The organism is Aquimarina aquimarini, from assembly GCF_900299535.1.
Classification (GTDB): domain Bacteria; phylum Bacteroidota; class Bacteroidia; order Flavobacteriales; family Flavobacteriaceae; genus Aquimarina; species Aquimarina aquimarini.
Window position 1 is genome coordinate 106,425 of the sequence record NZ_OMKE01000009.1, and the last position, 19,043, is coordinate 125,467.

The 19,043-nt window shown below is 32.2% G+C and carries 15 protein-coding genes; 9 read left to right on the forward strand and 6 right to left on the reverse strand.

Going from position 1 to position 19,043, the window contains the following annotated elements; all coding sequences use genetic code 11:
• Positions 1-52: 52 nt before the first annotated feature.
• The gene (gene recQ / locus DG508_RS04415) at positions 53-2,257 is read right to left on the reverse strand and encodes a DNA helicase RecQ (protein ID WP_108866977.1); all 2,205 of its coding nucleotides are present in this window, start codon (positions 2,255-2,257) and stop codon (positions 53-55) included.
• A 233-nt stretch (positions 2,258-2,490) separates the two neighbouring features.
• On the opposite strand from recQ, the gene DG508_RS04420 reads away from it, so the two are divergent.
• From DG508_RS04420 to lptB, 4 genes are all read left to right on the forward strand, one after another.
• Positions 2,491-3,456, forward strand: coding sequence for a KpsF/GutQ family sugar-phosphate isomerase (locus DG508_RS04420; protein WP_108866978.1), 966 nt, complete (start codon positions 2,491-2,493; stop codon positions 3,454-3,456).
• Complete coding sequence (gene tatC / locus DG508_RS04425) at positions 3,456-4,292, forward strand: twin-arginine translocase subunit TatC (RefSeq protein ID WP_108866979.1); 837 nt, start codon at positions 3,456-3,458, stop codon at positions 4,290-4,292. The genes DG508_RS04420 and tatC overlap by 1 nt, the downstream gene beginning before the upstream one ends.
• Positions 4,289-4,639 (forward strand): carboxymuconolactone decarboxylase family protein, encoded by a 351-nt coding sequence (locus DG508_RS04430; RefSeq protein WP_108866980.1) that lies wholly within the window; start codon positions 4,289-4,291, stop codon positions 4,637-4,639. Before tatC ends, DG508_RS04430 begins: the two co-directional genes overlap by 4 nt.
• Positions 4,640-4,721: 82 nt before the next feature.
• Positions 4,722-5,462, forward strand: a complete 741-nt coding sequence (lptB, locus tag DG508_RS04435) for an LPS export ABC transporter ATP-binding protein (RefSeq protein WP_103864548.1) — start codon at positions 4,722-4,724, stop codon at positions 5,460-5,462.
• Positions 5,463-5,969: 507 nt separating this feature from the next.
• Here the strand turns inward: lptB and DG508_RS04440 are convergent.
• Positions 5,970-6,725: a CDP-alcohol phosphatidyltransferase family protein gene (locus tag DG508_RS04440; RefSeq protein ID WP_108866981.1), complete on the reverse strand. Its 756-nt coding sequence runs from the start codon at positions 6,723-6,725 to the stop codon at positions 5,970-5,972.
• A 142-nt stretch (positions 6,726-6,867) separates the two neighbouring features.
• Here DG508_RS04440 and lnt point away from each other — a divergent pair, with 142 nt between their 5' ends.
• Positions 6,868-8,469 carry an apolipoprotein N-acyltransferase gene (gene lnt / locus DG508_RS04445; protein ID WP_108866982.1) on the forward strand — a complete coding sequence of 534 codons (1,602 nt, stop codon included), beginning with the start codon at positions 6,868-6,870 and terminating at the stop codon, positions 8,467-8,469.
• A 2-nt stretch (positions 8,470-8,471) separates the two neighbouring features.
• On the opposite strand, the gene DG508_RS04450 is transcribed toward lnt, so the two are convergent.
• Complete coding sequence (locus tag DG508_RS04450; protein ID WP_159090666.1) at positions 8,472-9,905, reverse strand: C-type lectin-like domain-containing protein; 1,434 nt, start codon at positions 9,903-9,905, stop codon at positions 8,472-8,474.
• A 109-nt stretch (positions 9,906-10,014) separates the two neighbouring features.
• Here DG508_RS04450 and DG508_RS04455 point away from each other — a divergent pair, with 109 nt between their 5' ends.
• A complete protein-coding gene (locus DG508_RS04455) occupies positions 10,015-11,883 on the forward strand; it encodes an ABC-F family ATP-binding cassette domain-containing protein (RefSeq protein ID WP_108866984.1) in 1,869 nt (622 codons plus the stop codon).
• Positions 11,884-11,937: 54 nt separating this feature from the next.
• Positions 11,938-12,516: a hypothetical protein gene (locus DG508_RS04460; RefSeq protein WP_108866985.1), complete on the forward strand. Its 579-nt coding sequence runs from the start codon at positions 11,938-11,940 to the stop codon at positions 12,514-12,516.
• 139 nt (positions 12,517-12,655) lie between these two features.
• Here the strand turns inward: DG508_RS04460 and DG508_RS04465 are convergent, their stop codons facing one another.
• Positions 12,656-13,249 carry a PAS domain-containing protein gene (locus tag DG508_RS04465; protein ID WP_108866986.1) on the reverse strand — a complete coding sequence of 198 codons (594 nt, stop codon included), beginning with the start codon at positions 13,247-13,249 and terminating at the stop codon, positions 12,656-12,658.
• 249 nt (positions 13,250-13,498) lie between these two features.
• Between DG508_RS04465 and DG508_RS04470 the strand changes: the two genes are divergently transcribed.
• Together DG508_RS04470 and DG508_RS04475 are read left to right on the forward strand one after the other, a co-directional pair.
• Complete coding sequence (locus tag DG508_RS04470; RefSeq protein WP_103864556.1) at positions 13,499-14,185, forward strand: ABC transporter ATP-binding protein; 687 nt, start codon at positions 13,499-13,501, stop codon at positions 14,183-14,185.
• 242 nt (positions 14,186-14,427) lie between these two features.
• A complete protein-coding gene (locus DG508_RS04475) occupies positions 14,428-15,945 on the forward strand; it encodes a sodium:solute symporter (RefSeq protein ID WP_108866987.1) in 1,518 nt (505 codons plus the stop codon).
• On the opposite strand, the gene DG508_RS04480 is transcribed toward DG508_RS04475, so the two are convergent.
• A complete protein-coding gene (locus DG508_RS04480; RefSeq protein ID WP_108866988.1) occupies positions 15,916-16,278 on the reverse strand; it encodes a CoA-binding protein in 363 nt (120 codons plus the stop codon). The two genes, DG508_RS04475 and DG508_RS04480, sit on opposite strands and share 30 nt — an antisense overlap.
• 270 nt (positions 16,279-16,548) lie before the next feature.
• Positions 16,549-18,726 (reverse strand): tetratricopeptide repeat-containing hybrid sensor histidine kinase/response regulator, encoded by a 2,178-nt coding sequence (locus tag DG508_RS04485; RefSeq protein ID WP_108866989.1) that lies wholly within the window; start codon positions 18,724-18,726, stop codon positions 16,549-16,551.
• Between the last annotated feature and the right edge of the window lie 317 nt (positions 18,727-19,043).

Consider the following 19,043-nt stretch of genomic DNA (forward strand, 5'->3'; position numbering starts at 1 on the left):
ATTGTCTTTAAACAATTCCCTTTTTTTTTAAATATTTAATCTGTAAAGCTTTCTAATTTGCTACTTCACTAATAAACTTAATACGATATAAGCGAAGTTCTTCATCATCATAATCTCCATCAAACTCTTCTATTGCTGTATCTATTTTATCATTTTCTGCCTCTATAAAGTATTCATGAATCTCTTCTTGCTGATCTTCATCAAGAATTTCATCAATCCAATATGCTATATTGAGTTTTGTTCCGCTATATACAATTGCTTCCATTTCTTTAATAAAAGCTGTCATATCCATTCCTTTTGCCGCAGCAATATCATCTAATGGCAATTTGCGATCTACATTTTGTATAATATATAGTTTAAGACCACTATTGGCTCCTGTACTTTTTACTACAAAATCATCAGGTCGCATAATATCGTTTTCCTCAACATATTTTTCGATAAGATCAACAAAGGCTTTTCCATACTTTTTTGCCTTTCCTTCTCCTACACCATGAACATTCGCTAGTTCTTCGATATTTACTGGGTATTTCAGTGCCATATCATCGATAGAAGGGTCTTGAAACACAACAAACGGTGGAACTCCTAGCTTTTTGGCTACTGTTTTTCTCAAATTACGAAGCATTCCTGCCAGTTTATCATCACTACCTGCTTTGGCTCCTGATTTTGCTGCAGTTATTATAGAATCATCAGTTGTTTCATCATAGATATGATCTTCTGTCATCATAAAACTTATAGGGTTTTCTATAAAGTCTTTTCCTTCTGCTGTAATTCTAATCACACCATAGGTTTCTATGTCTTTACGCAAATACCCTGCTACCAGCACCTGCCTTACAAGTGCCATCCAATACTTATCATCTTTTGTATTTCCGCTTCCAAAAAAGGATTGTTGGTGGGTTCTATGAGAAATAATTAACGCATTATTTTTTCCGATAAGGATATTCACCAAATCTTTTGATTTATAAATCTCTCCTGTTCTATTTACTACTTCAAGGATCAATTTAACCTCAGCTTTGGCTTCATGCTTTTTCTTTGGATTACGCACATTGTCATCCATATCAGCACCATCACCATTTATATCATCAAATTCTTCTCCGAAATAATGCAATATAAATTTACGCCTAGACATTGAAGTTTCTGCAAAAGCTACAATCTCTTGTAATAAAGCATGTCCTATTTCTTGTTCTGCAACGGGTTTACCGCTCATGAACTTTTCTAGTTTTTCTATATCTTTATATGCATAATACGCAAGACAATGTCCTTCTCCTCCATCACGACCTGCACGACCCGTTTCTTGATAATAGCTCTCTATACTTTTAGGCATGTCATGATGAATAACAAACCGTACATCTGGTTTATCAATCCCCATTCCAAAAGCAATTGTAGCAACTACCACATCGGTATCTTCCATCAAAAACATATCTTGATGTTTAGCTCTCGTCTTGGCATCAAGGCCTGCATGATAAGGTACTGCTTTTACACCATTTACTTCTAATGTTTGCGCAAGCTCTTCTACTCGTTTCCTACTCAAACAGTATACGATTCCGCTCTTTCCACTATTCTGTTTTACAAACCGAATAATATCTGCATCTACATTTTTTGTTTTTGGTCGTATCTCATAAAATAAATTAGGTCTATTAAATGATGCCTTAAAAGTCTCGGCATTACTCATCCCTAAATTTTTAAGAATATCTTCTTGTACCTTTGGTGTTGCTGTAGCAGTAAGACCTATGATAGGAATATCTTCTCCTATTCTTTTTATGATATTACGAAGATTTCTATACTCTGGCCTAAAATCATGCCCCCATTCACTAATACAATGGGCTTCATCTACTGCCAGAAAAGATATTTTCTGGGATTTTAAAAAATCAACATATTCTTCTTTAGTAAGTGACTCTGGTGCTACATATAGTAGTTTTGTAACTCCGTTCACGATATCCTCTTTCACTCTCTTTACTTCAGACTTGTTAAGAGACGAATTAAGTACATGGGCAATACCTTCTACCGATGAGATACTTCGTATAGCATCCACTTGATTTTTCATCAAAGCAATTAAAGGTGAAACCACAATTGCTGTTCCTTCACACATTAATGCTGGTAGTTGATAACATAGGGATTTTCCTCCACCCGTAGGCATTATTACAAACGTATTTTGTTTTTCAAGAATACTTTGTATTACCTTTTCCTGTAGTCCTCTAAATTGACTAAACCCAAAGTGCTTCTTCAATGCACTTTGCAAGTCAGTTCCGTTCAAACTCATTAAATCATTTAACTTTTATATACCAATTAAATAAAGATTAACTAACACTAATCTACTTTCCCCAAATATAGATTAATGGAAATTTCATTATAATTTTAACTTGTCAAAGATAAACAAAGCATAAATTAATATGCTTTTTTTTATGACTATTTAAAATTAATAAGGTATTGTATACCTTTGCGTAAATTAAAGATAATAAAATCTTTAATTATAACGCACAAATTTTTTAAATTTTGAACACCCAAGATACTATAATCTCATATGCCCGAAAAACTATCGCCGAAGAAGCTCGTGCGATTGCTTATTTGGAAGAACTTATTGATACAGAGTTTTCTAACGCTGTAGAAACCATACACAACTCAAAAGGAAGAGTTATCATTACTGGAATTGGTAAGAGCGCTATTATTGCTACCAAAATTGTAGCTACTATGAATTCTACAGGTACTCCTGCTGTATTCATGCATGCAGCAGATGCTATACATGGTGATTTAGGAAATATCCTCGAAGATGATGTTGTTATTTGTATTTCTAAAAGTGGTAACACTCCAGAAATAAAAGTATTGGTTCCTTTTATCAAAAATTTTAAAAACCCTTTGATAGGTATTACGGCTAATAAAGAATCATTCTTAGGTAAAGAAGCTGATTACGTTTTGCATGCCTATGTAGAAAAAGAGGCATGCCCCAACAATTTGGCTCCTACTACCAGCACTACTGCTCAACTCGTAATAGGTGATGCATTGGCTGTTTGCTTATTACATTTGCAAGGTTTTTCTAGTCGTGATTTTGCAAAATATCATCCAGGAGGAGCTCTTGGTAAAAAATTATACCTGAGAGTAAGCGATATTACCTCTCAAAATGAAAAACCCGAAGTATCTCCTGATTCTGATATAAATAGTGTTATTGTAGAAATAACAGAAAAAAGATTGGGTGCTACTGCAGTTACAAAAGATGGGAGTATTCTTGGTATTATAACAGATGGAGATCTACGTAGAATGCTTACTACCAATACTTCTTTTGCTGGGTTGACTGCAAAAGATATTATGTCTTCAAATCCTAAACGAATTGATAATGATGCTATGGCAGTAGATGCTTTGGATAGATTAGAAGAAAACTCAATCACCCAATTACTTGCAGAAAAAGATGGCAAGTATACGGGGTTAATACATATTCATGATCTAATGAGAGAAGGTATTTTATAATGGCGCAAAACAAACAAAAAGACCCCCAGTCTATGTCTTTTCTAGATCATCTAGAAGAATTACGATGGCATTTGATCAGAGCAACAGTAGCCATACTTATTGCTGGTATTGCTGCTTTTATTGCTAAAGAATTTATTTTTGATGTGATCATTTTTGGCCCTAAAAAACCTGATTTCCCTACTTATAAAGGTTTATGTAACTTATCTAAAGCCTTAGGGCTTGATGAAAGTTTATGCTTTAAAGAGTTACCTTTTAGCGTACAAAGTAGAAAAGTTGCTGGACAATTTTCTGTTCATATATGGACATCCATAACTGCAGGTTTCATTTTTGCATTTCCTTATGTTATATATGAATTCTGGAAATTTATCGCCCCTGCAATGTATGACAACGAAAGAAAATACTCTAAAGGATTTATTATCATTTGCTCTTTTTTATTCTTTTTAGGTGTTCTTTTTGGGTATTATATAATTACTCCGTTATCAATTAATTTTTTAGGAGGATACCAAGTAAGTAAAGAAGTACTCAATGAATTTGATATTGATAGCTATATTGCATTAGTAAGAGCATCGGTAATTGCCTGTGGATTAATATTTGAACTACCTATTATTATGTTCTTTCTTACTAAAGTAGGGTTAGTTACTCCTGAATTTTTAAGAAAATACAGAAAATTTGCTTTGGTAATTGTACTCATCCTTTCTGCCATCATTACACCACCAGATATTGCAAGTCAGGTTATTGTAGCTATCCCCGTGTTAATTTTATACGAAGTAAGTATTTTTATTTCTAAAGCTGTCATAAAAAAACAAAATAAGAAATTACAAAAACAATCCAAATGAGTGATATCGTTGACGAATTCAATGCATACAGAGAAAAAATGAATTCTCGTATTCTTGAAGATAATAATAAAGTGATTAAAAGAATTTTTAACCTAGACACCAATGCCTATATGGAAGGTGCTCTAAATGTAAAAACTAAAGAATTATTAGGTTTGGTTGCTTCTGCTGTTTTACGATGTGATGATTGTGTACGCTATCATCTAGAAACCTGTCATAAAGAAGGTTTAACCAAAGAAGAGATAGCTGAAGCCTTAAGTATAGCAACTCTTGTAGGTGGTACTATAGTGATCCCACATTTACGTCGTGCTTATGAATTTTGGGACGCTCTAGAAGCAAAAGCTTCTTAAGTTTAATTACGGTTAAAAAGAATAATGTAAATTTACTCGCTCATTGTAGCAACAACCCTTATACAAAAGAAGTCATTCTAATATGAAGTTAAAAGCAGATAATCTTATAAAGTCTTATAAAGGCAGAAAAGTAGTAAAAGGCATCTCTCTAGAAGTAAATCAGGGAGAAATTGTCGGACTATTAGGCCCTAATGGTGCTGGAAAAACAACTTCTTTTTATATGATTGTTGGTTTGGTAAAACCAAATGGCGGAAAAATCACTTTAGAAAATATTGATATCACAAAATACCCAATGTACAAACGTGCACAAAATGGTATAGGATATCTTGCACAAGAAGCTTCTGTTTTTAGAAAATTAAGTATTGAAGATAATATACTTAGTGTACTACAGCTTACCAAGCTGTCAAAAAAAGAACAGCTACACAAAATGGAAGCTCTGATAGAAGAGTTTGGGCTTGGGCACATTCGTAAAAATCGTGGGGATCTATTAAGTGGAGGAGAACGACGACGTACCGAGATCGCTCGTGCACTAGCTACAGACCCTAATTTCATCCTTCTAGATGAGCCCTTTGCTGGTGTAGACCCTGTAGCTGTAGAAGATATACAACGAATTGTCGCTCAATTAAAAAACAAAAATATTGGTATTCTGATTACTGATCATAATGTACAAGAAACACTTGCTATTACAGATAGAACATATCTGATGTTTGAAGGAAGTATCCTTAAAGCTGGGATTCCTGAGGAACTAGCTGAAGATGAAATGGTACGTAAAGTATACCTAGGACAAAATTTTGAATTGCGTAAAAAGAAGCTAAACTTCTAGAAATTTAGCTTGCCTAGTATTTGTTGTTGTATTTTCAAAAGTCATCAAGACTACACTAACTTTGTTTCTTAAAAAGCTAACAAACAACAACTTACCTTCTTATTTTATTAAAATAAAAATATAATAAGGGAAAAATTATATAATTCATAATTCTTCCTGCAACCTAGGGCTCTATTGACAAAATTCCTGATTTAAAAGTATATCTTTAAAACAATAACAACTTAACTTAAGTATTAATCTCTAAAATTTTAAATTATGTTAAAAAGCATTTTAGAAGTACACAATGTTCAGGTTTTAAAGAAAAAGCAACAACAAAAAATCAAAGCAGGTTCTTGGTTTATAGACTGTAGTCTAAGCCAAAACTTTCAACATCCTTGCTGTATTCTAGGTTCATCTGTATGCAGATAGCCCAAAAAGTATATCTTTTTATTAATAAGCGAGCTTGTCTCGCTTATTTTATATCATTATTCAACAGATACAAATTCAAACTTTTATAAGTAGCTGCAATCATGTTGTTTCTTTAGGAGAAAATACCGACATCAAAATATATAACAATATTACACAAGGTATTGCCATAAATTTTAATGCAATAATCAATACAATAGTTAATAATATATATATATATCGTATTTTATTTTCGGCAAAACCCCAAGTTTTAAATTTTAATGCAAATAATGGTATTTCTGCATTCAACAGATAACAACTCAATATCGTTAACCCAATTAAAAACCATTCATTAAGAATAATTGTTTGTATCCATACCTCTGGTTGAAACCTGATTATCAATGGTAAACTCATAATCAATAGAGTATTTGCAGGTGTAGGCAAGCCTATGAATGATGTTGTTTGTCGTGTATCTATATTGAATTTAGCCAAACGATATGCAGAAGCCAATGTAATCAATAGACCTAGTAAAGACATATACGACATATCAAAACTTACCAAAACTTGTTCAGAATTCCAGGTAGGAGGTGTTGTATAAAAAGGTTTTCCAAAAACCTGAGATAATAACTGGTACATTACAACCCCAGGAGCAACACCGCTGGTAACCATATCTGCTAAAGAATCAAGCTGTAGCCCCAACTCACTTTTTACATCTAGTACTCTAGCCGCAAAACCATCAAAAAAATCAAACCCTATTCCAATCATTACAAACAATGCTGCAAGCTCTAAATGCCCTTGAACAGCAAAAATAACTGCAATACACCCACAAAACAGGTTCAGTAACGTTATACCATTTGGAATTTGCTTTTTGATCCACATATATATATGATTTTATGTAAAAATAGTAAACTATTTAAGTCTATTGATATAGTTTTCAAACTTAACAAAAAAGAAGTATTCAATTTTATTATTTGTAACCAAATAAGTTTAATTTCGTCCTTAGAACCAAGGAAGCTTTTTCATGAGAAATATTATACTATCTATCATTTCAGGACTTTTGCTCTCAATCGGCTGGCCAACATATGGCTTCCCCTTATTTTTATTCTTTGGTTTTATTCCTTTATTGATTGCAGAGTATAATATTCGCTCTGATAAATACAGTAAAACAAAAGTTTTTGGACTTGCTTTTCTCTCACTTTTTATATGGAATATTATTACTACATGGTGGATCTATAATTCTACACCATTCGGGATGTGGTTTGCCGAGATTGTGAATAGTCTAGTAATGGCTCTTGTGTTTTTGATCTATCATATCGTAGCCAAAAGAACCACTTTTACTATTAGTAGTATATTTTTGGTATGTATCTGGATGAGCTTTGAATATCTACACCTACAATGGGAATTTTCTTGGCCTTGGCTAAACCTAGGTAATGGTTTTGCAAATTTCACCTCATGGATTCAATGGTACGAGTATACAGGAACTTTTGGGGGTACACTTTGGATATGGGTTCTCAATATCAGTCTATATAAAAGTATTTTATTATTTATAGAACATAGGGATAAAACCATCTTATACAGGGCGGCTATTCGTAATGGATTATTTATCCTACTCCCTATTTCTTTATCATTTATTATACTAAACACGTATCAAGAAAAAGGAAAAACGATAGAGGTAGTTCTATTACAACCTAATATAAACCCTTATACAGAAAAATATAACACCAATGACATACGTATCAGTAACTTATTAGACTCTCTTACCAAAACAGCAATTACATCTGATACTGATTTTATTATTGCTCCAGAAACTGTATTTGCAGATAATAACAGGCTTCACCGTTTTTCTAATTCTATTGCAAAAAAGACTGCTGTCAAAATACTTAATCAATACCCTAATGCAAATTTTTTATCTGGTATCTCATTAATTGATGTTTTTAATGATCCTTCAAAAATTCATGGGCAAACTAACACATATAAAGAAGGAATATATTATGATGATTACAATTCTGCTTTTTTTGTAAGACCTGATAAGACCTATGAATTATACCACAAAAGCAAACTAGTTGTAGGCGTAGAAAATTTCCCGTACCAAAGCGTCTTAAAGCCTATCCTGGGTGATGCTATGATTGATTTAGGAGGAACGGTCGCAAAAAAAACCACACAACAAGATCGAGAAGTATTTTTTACTAAAGATAGTATTGGTGTAGCTCCTATGATTTGTTATGAGAGTGTATATGGTGAATTTGCTACAGGTTATATAAGAAACAAGGCCAATTTTCTAGCTATCATAACCAATGATGCTTGGTGGGGTAATACACAGGGACACCAACAACATTTGTCGTATGCCAAGCTTAGAGCAATTGAAACAAGAAGAAGTGTTGCTAGAAGTGCCAATACAGGAATTTCTGCCATTATCAACCAAACAGGAAATATTATAACACAATTAGACTACGAGCAACAAGGTGCATTAAAAGGCACTCTTACTATTAATGATAAAATTACCTTTTATGCAAAGGCAGGAAACTATCTAGCTAGAGTTTCTATATTTATTGCTGTTTTTATATTTCTTTTTTCTGTAACTAGAAGAAAACAGATTCTTAATTTCTCTAAAGCAAAAGGTTAAAATTAATTTGTTGTAGTCCTATAGGTTCTTTGTCTGTTGGTAATTACCGAACAACTAATACGCAATCTAGTTACTCCTGATATTTGTAAAGGAGTATCTCCTGGCATACCTCCATACTCAACAATATACCCTTGTGATGCATAAGAACCTCCTATTGCTCCTCCTTGAATTGGTAAATCATTCCATGAATTTGGTGTTCCTATCCCTGGTGCAGTAATGTGAGCATAATCTTCACCACCACAACAGTTATTTGGTTCTCCCCCATTCCAAAACTCAAACTCTCCTGGCACTACAGTTCCCGTTTCATCTCCTATCCAAAATAACGTCCCTGCTTCTGGTCCTGTGGTCCACATCCATTGTCCTTCTGCCGCTTCATCATTTGCTCCTATCCAACCATTTCCTGTAATCTGCGATCCTGCAAAAGCTGCTTCTCCTGGACTAGTCAATGTGGTCAAATATCCTTGTAACCCAAAATAAGTTCTAGTTGCTGCTGCATCTCTAGCATCATCCCATCGAATACCAGCACTAGGTACAAATTCATAAAAATGGCCTGTTTCTGGTAAAAAAAGTGCATTTCCTATAACCACAGAAAATTCTTTTAATTCTGGGGGACTAGCCCCACTGGCAGAGTATACAACAGCAAGAATAGCAGCTTCAAATTCTGCAAAAGTAGCTGGCCCTGTAAGAAACAATCTTCCTTCTGTAGCATTCCACGAATCTGTAATATTAGGGTGAGATCCTGTTAAGGTTAATAAATCTTGACCATTAACATATCCTGTAGATATTTGTATTGATATTTCATCTACCGTAGTATCATCAGGGTCTGTAATTGTCACAGATTGTACAATTTGTTTTGAATTGGTTGCATTAGGGCAAAAAGGTTGATCCCCACTCACTACAATAGAAGGAGGTTGGTCTGGAGTGAAAGCAGCCGATATCTGTACATTATCTGCAAAAAACCTATCATTACCTCGATTCCAATCTGTTCCTACATTCTCAAAACGTATAGTAGTATTAGCAGAAAGGTAAGCAGAGATATCTGTACTATAAAACCCTGATTGGTTCCCACCAAAGGTGGCTAGTGTTGTAAAAGTAGTTCCATTGGTAGAGATTCTAATCGCCATTTCTTCTCCTGCTTCCAAGCTTGAAGTCTCCCAATTAAAGGACAAGGTAGCATTGGCTGCCGCAGATAAATCCGCTCTTCTTTCTATATATTCATTCCAAATAAAATGGAATCTAAGGCGGTTTCCTGTTATTCTAATATAACCATTCCCAGCATTATTGGTATCGTTGACTTCGTTCCAATTAGTAGACCAGTTTTGAGTTCCATCATTATTAGCGTATGAAACTACTTGAAATTCATCTCTATACGTGTCTTGGGCATAAGACAACATACAAAACAGGAAGATAAAGGAGTAAATAAGTAGGTTTCTCATATGTCAAATATAAAAATAAAGGGCAAAATAGACATGCCGAAATATTTAAAATACTTCCTGCCTGAAAATATTAGTAAATCTTTGTTTCTTTGTAACCTAAAACAACAAGGTGAATTACGTATCGGTAGAAAATATTGCCAAGGCATTTGGAGAACGCATTCTTTTTAAAGACATTTCTTTTGGAATCAATGAAGGGCAAAAAATTGGTTTTGTAGCCAAAAACGGAACTGGAAAAACTTCATTACTTAATATAGTTGCTGGAGATGAACAGCCTGACGAAGGACAGGTGGTTTATCGTAAAAATATAAAAGTCTCTTTTTTACCTCAAGAGCCTAACTTAGACCCAAACCTTACTATTGAGCAAACTATTTTTGCTTCTGAAAACGATACGCTAAAAGCAATTAGTACGTATGAAAAAGCATTACAAAATCCTGATGATGCAGAAGCATACCAACTTGCATTTGAACAGATGGATGCTATTAATGCATGGGATTTTGAGACACAATATAAACAAATCTTATTCAAGCTTAAACTTGATGATTTAACAAAAAAGGTACAAGACTTATCGGGGGGGCAAAAAAAACGACTAGCACTTGCCAATATTTTATTAAGTAAACCTGACTTATTATATCTTGATGAGCCTACAAACCATTTGGATTTGGAAATGATCGAATGGCTCGAAGAATATTTTGCTAAAGAAAATTTTACTTTGTTTATGGTTACTCATGATCGCTATTTTCTTGAAAATGTTTGTAATGAGATTGTAGAGTTAGAAAATGGCCAGCTTTATAGCTACAAAGGAAACTATGCATATTATCTCGATAATAAAGAATCTAGAATTGCCAATGAGCAAATAGCAACTGATAAAGCAAAACAATTATATAAAAAAGAACTAGACTGGATGCGTCGCCAGCCAAAAGCACGTACTACCAAGTCTAAATCTAGAATTGATGATTTCTATGAAATCAAAGATCGAGCACATAAACGTCGTAACGATCATGAAGTACAATTAGAAATCAATATGGAACGTATGGGGAGCAAAATTCTAGAGCTTCATAACATTTCTAAAAAATTTGATGATCTTATATTACTAGATAAGTTTGATTATGTTTTCAAAAAAGGAGAACGTATCGGTATTATTGGTAAAAATGGAACGGGTAAATCTACTTTTTTAAATATGATTACTGGAGGCATTACTCCTGATCATGGAAAAATTATTATTGGAGATACTATCAAATTCGGGTATTATACACAAAGTGGTATTACCATCAAAGAAGGGCAAAAAGTTATTGATGTTATTCGAGAATTTGGTGATTATATCCCTTTAAAGAAAGGACGACAAATTTCTGCTCAACAATTATTAGAACGTTTCTTGTTTGATCGTAAAAAACAGTATGATTTTGTAGAAAAACTAAGTGGTGGAGAACGCAAACGTTTATATCTATGTACTGTACTTATTCAAAATCCTAATTTTCTTATTCTAGATGAACCCACTAATGACCTTGATATTGTAACACTTAATGTACTAGAAAATTTCTTATTAGATTTCCCTGGTTGTCTAATGGTGGTATCACATGATCGTTATTTTATGGATAAAATCGTAGATCATTTATTTGTTTTTAGAGGAAATGGGGTTATCCAAGATTTCCCTGGTAATTATACAGATTACCGTATATATGAAAATAGTAAAGAACCGACCGCAAAAATTTCTGAAACCACTGAGGCCAAAACTAAAAATACGTGGAAAAAAGATAACAAGGCTGCTTTATCTTATAATGAGCAAAAAGAATACAATAAAATTGAACGTGAACTGAAAAAACTAGAATTGCAGAAAAAAGATATAGAAAACCTCTTTGTTGATGGCAGTTTGAATGAAGAAGAAATAAATTCTGAATCACAAAAACTTCAAGATATTATACAAAAGATCGAAGAAAACGAACTACGATGGTTTGAGCTTTCTGAAAAACTAGAGGAATAATACTATCCTTATTAATTAACAAATATCTTTTTTTGATTTTTATAAAGTTTAAAAATGCATTTCAAAATAAAAGAATACTTCAAATTTCTTTATTCATCTACAAATCAACACGGTGTACATTCTCCTTTTGTATATAATTTGGTTACCAAATGTTTTTATAATAAAAAACAGACTCCCGCGTATACATCTATAAAATCAATTCTTAAAAGATCAAAAGCATCAGTTACTATTACCTACAAAGTTGCAAAACTTTTAAATCGTACTCTTTCTTATTTTGAATCTAAAAGAGCATTAATTTTGGCAAACTCTGCTGATAGTATATCACAAATATTATCTACAAATAATGACGTCCTTATTGACACAACCGTATCACCAAATAGTAATGAATATGATATGATTTATATGGATATAGATTACTTTGAGTCTCTATCTGACTTGACTTCTCTATATTCAAAAACAAATAACAACAGTGTTATTATAATCAATTCAATACATAACTCTAAAACTAGTTCTATGGTTTGGAAAAAAATAAAAAAAGATTCTCATGTTACTGTAACAATAGATACTTTTTTTCTTGGTTTTGTTTTTATAAGAAAAGAACAAGCTAAAGAAGATTTTATCATCAGAACCTAATGAATATCTTTTTTTCTAGAGGGTTTCTTTCTAAAAAAAGAACTATTTGACAATAAAAAAACCTAAGAAATACTTTTTACAAAGTATTTCTTAGGTTTACAACAGTTAGAAAACTATCTGTTTAATTTCACTCAATAGCTTACCTAAATAACCTTACAAATAAGCCTTTTCGCTTATGGTATTGTAAGTCTTTTAAATCCAAAGGTTTTTTATCTGCAAGACATATATCTTCGATATATTCATCATACGTCATTCCTTTTTCTTCTAAAAAGCCTATAAAATATTTCTCTGCTGTCTCTACACCTCTGGCTTGTTCTATAGATAGAATCTTACTATACAATTTGCTTATCTTTTCTATAGTATTTCTTGGTGGTGCTTTTCTTCTAGCAAAGAAAGAAGCTATTTCTCCAGTATCATCCTGTTTTACTTCAAAATCAGTGATTACCCAATAATATCTTCCATCTTTGGCTAAGTTTTTTACCAAAGCATTGATATTTTGTTTTGACTGTAATCGCTCCCAAAGCCACTTAAATATTACTTTGGGCATATCTGGATGCCGGATCACATTATGAGGCTGGCCTATCAATTCATATTCTTCGTAACCACAGACTTCCATAAAATAGTCATTCGCATACTCTATAATTCCTTTGGAATCAGTTTTGCTCATGATCGTCTCTTTAGGATCCAAAATTATCTCTGCATTGATAGGTTCTGGACGTTTCAGTGCTTTCATATTTATAATTGTTAGTTAATTGATTAGGGCAAAATTAAATTTTACATGGAGTGCAAAGTATGACGAAAATCATAGTATTAGTGGGAGACTATAAGAGACTTACTTTTTAACTTATTTTTAACCTAATTTTTCCCCTATACATACAGTTAAGCCGAATAAAACAACTTTTTATCAGTATGGTGTAACATCTATTTGACTACTGCGTCATATAGTCTAAAATTGTATCTTACAATCTGTAAAAAATACCATATGGGAAATGTTATAGAAATCAGAAGCATCATTAGAAATTTTCAACTAGGACAAGAAACAGTATATGTACTTAAAGGTATTGATCTTGATATCGCTCGTGGAGAATATTTGGCTATAATGGGGCCCTCTGGTTCTGGAAAATCTACCTTAATGAATCTTCTAGGGTGCTTGGATACTCCTACATCTGGAACATACAATCTTAACAGTAATGATGTTAGTAAAATGACAGATAATGAACTAGCAGATATACGTAATAAAGAAATTGGTTTTGTTTTTCAAACATTTAACTTATTGCCTAGAACTACTGCTCTTGATAATGTAGCGTTACCTATGGTATATGCTGGTACTTCTAAAAAGGACAGAACAATAAGAGCCCAAGAAGTACTTACAGATGTTGGCCTTTCTGACCGAATGGATCACAAGCCAAATCAACTTTCAGGAGGACAACGACAACGAGTAGCTGTAGGGCGAGCATTGGTTAACAAACCTTCTATAATACTAGCTGATGAGCCTACAGGAAACCTAGACTCAAAAACCTCTCTAGAAATCATGCAACTTTTTGATAAAATTCATGCTGCGGGCAATACTGTTATTCTGGTAACTCACGAGGAGGAGGTTGCTGAACATGCACATCGTGTTATCCGTTTACGAGATGGTATGATCGAGAGTGATGTACGAAATAGATAAGAGAACTGATTATCCCTCTAGAAATCTAATTCTATTAATAGTTTGAGTTTGATCAACACTTTTAGACAAAACAGATGTGTTTACAGTAATATCTACTACTAAATCTGGTCTGGTATAAGTTTTTTTACCTATATCAAAATTTGTTATTTTCTTTTCTTCAAATTACAAATAAGAACGGTAGTATAGTTTCATGGTTCTTGATAAAAATTGTATTTTGGTGGTTCATTTTTTAAGCATAATTTATGAAACCATTACATATTCTGCTTCTTATTGCAGCTTATTTTGGGGTTCTTCTTCTCATTTCGTATTTCACAGGAAAAAACTCAGACAATGATGCTTTTTTTAAAGCTAATAGACAATCTCCTTGGTACATTGTTGCTTTCGGAATGATTGGAGCTTCTCTGAGTGGTGTTACTTTTATCTCTGTTCCTGGATGGGTTGAGGCTTCACAATTCAGTTATATGCAGGTGGTACTAGGATATGTTATTGGCTACATCGTAATAGGTACTGTATTACTTCCTCTTTATTACAAGCTTAACCTGACCTCTATTTATACGTATCTAGAGGAACGTTTTGGGCGTTATTCATATAAAACTGGCGCTTCTTTCTTTTTATTATCTAGAGTAATCGGCGCAAGTTTCAGATTGTTTTTGGTAGCCAATGTATTACAATCAATTTTATTTGATGCATTGGAGGTTCCTTTTTGGATAACCGTAGTTATAACAATCTTATTGATCTGGTTATATACTTTTAAATCTGGGATCAAAACTATTGTATGGACAGATACTTTACAGACTTTATTTATGTTGCTTGCTGTGGGGGTTGCTATATATTATGTCTCTGATGATCTGGGAATTTGTGAATCAGGTATCTTACAATATGTTACAGAGAGTGATTTTTCTAAAATGTTCTTTTTTGACGATGTAAAAAATGCTAATTATTTCTGGAAACAATTTCTTTCTGGAGCATTCATTGCTATTGTTATGACAGGATTAGATCAAGATATGATGCAGAAAAACCTTACCTGTAGAAGCTTAAAGGATGCACAAAAAAACATGTTTTGGTTTACCATCGTACTTACTATAGTCAACTTTGTTTTTCTTAGCCTTGGACTATTACTTACTCAATATGCTTCTCAATATGGGATTGATGCGCACAAAGACGATCTTTTTCCTGTAATTGCCACACAAAGCGAGCTAGGTTTTGGAATTGCCATCTTTTTTGTCCTTGGTCTTATTGCAGCAGCTTATAGTAGTGCCGATAGTGCATTGACCTCATTGACAACTTCATTTAGCATCGATATTCTTAATATAGAAAAGAACTATAGGGTATCTGATCAGGTAAAAATCAGAAAGGTAACCCATATCCTATTCTCTATAGTATTGATTCTTGTAATATTGATTTTTAAATATATAATTCAAGATGAGAGTGTTATCAAAAAACTATTCAAGTTTGCAGGATTTACCTATGGTCCTTTATTAGGTTTATATGCTTTTGGGCTTTTTACCAAACTAAAAATCAAAGATAAACTCGTTCCTGTCGTTTGTGTTATTTCTGTAATTATTTCAATAATAATAAACCTTATGTCACAATTGTATGTCTATTTTTCTACAGAAAACACTTGGAAAGCTGCTGAAAAAATTGCTAGTGAGTTATACTATCAAGTAGGTTTTGAGATACTTATTATTAATGGAAGTCTTACGTTCTTGGGATTGTTATTTTTATCCTTTTTAGTACTGGTTCGTAGAAAGCAATACTAATGTACAAGCAACCTCAACCTCTATATTTGCCTCTTTAAGTTTTTTGTAAAACTCAGGATTTTCTGTTCCTGGATTAAAAATAACTCTTCTTGGGTTTAATCTTATAATTGCATCATAGTATACCTGTTGCCTCTGGGGGTTCAGATACAAAGTTACAGTATCTATATCCTCTACATTTTCTAGACTAGTTTCTATATGTACCCCAGCAACAACTCCTTTTCTTAGTCCTACTGCAGCAACATTGTGGTGATAACTTGTGAGCTTATGAATAGCTATATTAGAATATCGGTTTGTTTTTAAGGAAGCTCCTAAAACTAGTGTTTTTATACTCATACGTATTATTTGAATTCTAAAATAAACCTGATTAATTTATTAAGTAAATATAAAAAAGTTAAAAATATCTCGAAAAATGTTAAAAACATAGGAAGTTTGTAACACAAAAAGTGGTAGCCCGTCTTACTTATAAAAGAGATTATTTTTCATAAATTTAGTTAGTTAGTTATTTATAATAATCAGATTTTATTCATAGTTGATGGTTAGTGGTACTATTTGATTATTATAAGAAAACCGCCTCTCAAACAGAGGCGGTTTTTAAACAAATTTTTATAATTCTAAATAAAAATGATCTAACTGAAATGGTTTTGAAATTACACCATTCATTCCTGAAGAAGTTATTTTTTCATTATTTTCATTAGGGTCAATTGCTGTAAGAGCAATTATAGGTACCTTCTTATTAAAACTTCTTATTTTTTTTGTTGCTTCATAACCATTCATTTTTGGCATATGAATATCCATTAAGATAATATCAAAATCTCGCTTTTCTACTATTTCAATAGCATCAAATCCATTATCAATTACAACTACATTTGCTTTCTTAGCTTCTAGAATTCGCCTAGTAATCATCTGATTGATATCATTATCATCAACTACCAAAATAGTTTTATTCTTTAGATCGGTATACATTCTGTCAATCTCTTTGGTTTGTACATACTCACTCTTTTCTTCATATTCCAAAGATAATGAGAAAGAAAAATCAGCTCCTTCGTTTGGCTTACTTTTTACAGCTATTTTACTCCCCATAGCCTGCAATAAACGTTTTACAATAGCTAATCCTAAGCCTGCCCCTTCATAATTACGATTGAGCTGTATTGATTCTTGATAAAAATCTTCAAAAATATGAGACTGCATCTGTTTAGAGATACCAACACCATCATCTTTTACACTTATATGCAAAATAACATACCCTTTTTCTTTTGATTCACAATCCGTGCATTTAACATTAAGCCAAACATTTCCATTCAACGTAAATTTCAAGGCATTGCTTACCAGATTTATTATTATCTGTGAAATTTTTACTGAGTCTCCCTTTAATTTTCTTGGGACTCTATGGTCTATTTCTATATGTATTTGATTATTGTTTTCCTTTTGTAGGTATTCTAGTGTTTTCTGTATTCCTTCTATTACCTCTTCTATATTAAATTCTATAACATTAAGTTCGATAACATTTGCATCATATTTATTAATTTGAAGTATGTTATTTATCAAAGAAAACAGATGTTCTCCAGATGATTTTAAAGCATTAAGATAGCCTACTTGTTCTTCTTTTGGGTTTTCATTAATTAAAATATCTGTAATACCAGTAACTGCATATAATGGAGTACGCAATTCATGACTTATCGTCGAAAAAAAGTTATTCTTTAATTGTGATGCATATTCTGTTTTTTCTTTGGTATCCAGAAGTTCTTTATTTTTTGTTTGCAAACTAGTATTCAATCGTAATCGTTTTTTATTGGATCGATATAACAGTACTACTACACTAATTGTAATCGCAAATAGAGTAAGTAGTGCTAAAGTGAATAATTTTATTTTTTTGAGTGATTCTCGCTGGCTTTTATTTAATTCTGTGGTAAGAACCAAGCTACTTTCTTTTTCAAACAAATCTCGTTCTAGTTTATTTTGTTCTTTTAACAAGCTTTGTTGATTTTCGAAGTTTTTTTCCAAATATGTAATCTGGTTTGTCATTGCCTCTATTGCCCTCTTAGGCTCATTCAATGAATCATATAAAACTGTTCGGTGTTTTTCTATCTTAATTAATTCTTTATACACCTTATGTTTTAACGCAATAGCTTCTGCATCTTTCAAACTTTCTAGTGCGCTCTCATATTCTCTTTTATCAGAATAAATAGTTGCTAATAAGATATAAGAATTAACGATTATATCTGGCTGTTGTTCTGTATTAGGCTGATACAGCCTTATAGCTTCCTTCAAATAAAAAAAAGCTTCATCAAAATCCTTGATAGAACACTTGATTAGCGCTATGTTATAAGTTGGCCATAATGCTTTATACTCATCAGTAAGCTTCAAGGCTAAATCTCTGGATTTAAAAAAATTCTTTTCTGCTTTTTTATATTCTTTTTTTGCATAATATAGCTCAGCTACATTATTGTAATGATAAATTAGATACGATTGATACCCTGCTTGCAATAACGCTTCTTTTGATAAGAGATAATTTTTTTCTGCTTTTTCAAAATCGCCAATAGCAAAAAAAATGTTTCCAATACAATTATAAGCCTCTCCTACAATAGAGTCACTAGCATTATTTTTACCATATTCAAGGGCAAAAATAAGTTGTTTATATGCCTTGGTATATTCTCCCTTATTAGAAATAATAAAGGATTCAGAAATTAATTTATTAATACTATCCTTACTTATTTTTTGTGATTGAGCATTACAAATTAAACTACTTATAATACACCCAATAACACATATCGCCCTTTTCATAATTCAATTTTTAGCTAATTATAGATTTAGCAATTCACAAAAATTTCCTTCAAAATAATAACTGTGACACATCTAAATTAGACTACGGTTTTTAAGAGCAATACAATCTATTATGCCTTTGATTTATTTAATTCATAAAATCAATTACGTTATTAAAAATAACAAATTAACTTCTATTTTTCACATACAAGACCATGAAAAAAACATCTTAATATAATACTAACAACTAACTCATTACAGTAAAAAAATCTTGATTCAACCATTTATAAAAGCAAAATTTAATGTAAAAAGTAAAAATTGGATGTAACAAATTTTAT